1 protein-coding gene is annotated in these 977 nt (G+C 54.8%); it reads left to right on the top strand.

The window, feature by feature from the left end:
- Positions 1-180: 180 nt before the first annotated feature.
- Positions 181-977: ImmA/IrrE family metallo-endopeptidase (locus G4D87_RS38155; RefSeq protein WP_163787634.1), on the top strand; the 797-nt coding region annotated here is incomplete at its 3' end.

Below are 977 nucleotides of genomic sequence, written 5' to 3' on the forward strand. Positions count from 1 at the left end.
GTCCAGGACTGTGTGGCCGAAGCCCGTCCAGCGCTAGCACTACCAATCTCTGAAGGCCACAACGCCATTCTTGTGCCCAATCACCCTAAAACCAAGAACGACCCGACAGTCTGGGCAAGAGTCACTCGCATCAAAATAATCTCAATCTCGTGCAACGGCTGCAGCCCCCAATGAGTTCCTATGAACAAAGTCAAGTTTGATTCCGACTGGATCCCGCCGCCTGGTGCGACGGTCGCAGACCTGATTTCCCGAGGGACAGCACACAACTCCCATCGGGCCATTGTCGAACATCTAGGCTCGAAGAAAGCAGAGATGTTGTTTGAGGGACACTTGGAGCTCGACTCCAAACTCGCCTCATTCTTGGCTGACACTGTGGGGTTGTCAGTGTCCTTCTGGCTAGAGAGAGAGAAGATCTACCGCGCCGATCTCGTCCAGCGCCAAGCCGAGAAGCAACTACTCGATCAACTCCCACTAGATGAGATGAGAGCCAGATCTTTCATCCAACCAGTGCATTCGCACGCTGAAACCATAGCAGAAGTTGTCCAGTTCTTCGGCAAGGAAGATCCCAAGAGCTGCCGCGAGACCATCGAGCAACTACCGACGCTGGTGAGACAAAAAACATCGAGGGCTCTCACTTCTCACCCTGGATCGCTTGCCGTCTGGCTCCGAGCCGGCGAACTCGAAGCCACCCGAACAGAGTGCGCCGACTGGAGTCCAAAAAAACTACGGGAACTCTTGCCGGAGTTCCGGAAGCTTACACGCACAGAAGACCCCAGGAGGTTTCTCCCCAAGATAAAGAGCCTTTGCCAAGCCTGCGGTATTGCTTTCGTCGTGTCGCGCGCCACCAGCGGATGCCGAGCCAGGGGAGCCGTCCGCTTACTGTCGGCAACCAAGATCATGCTTCTTTTGAGCTTTCGGCATCTTAGCGACGACCAATTTTGGTTCACATTCTTCCACGAACTGGGACACCTTCTACT

Source organism: Myxococcus vastator, assembly GCF_010894475.1.
In the GTDB taxonomy this organism is placed as follows: domain Bacteria; phylum Myxococcota; class Myxococcia; order Myxococcales; family Myxococcaceae; genus Myxococcus; species Myxococcus vastator.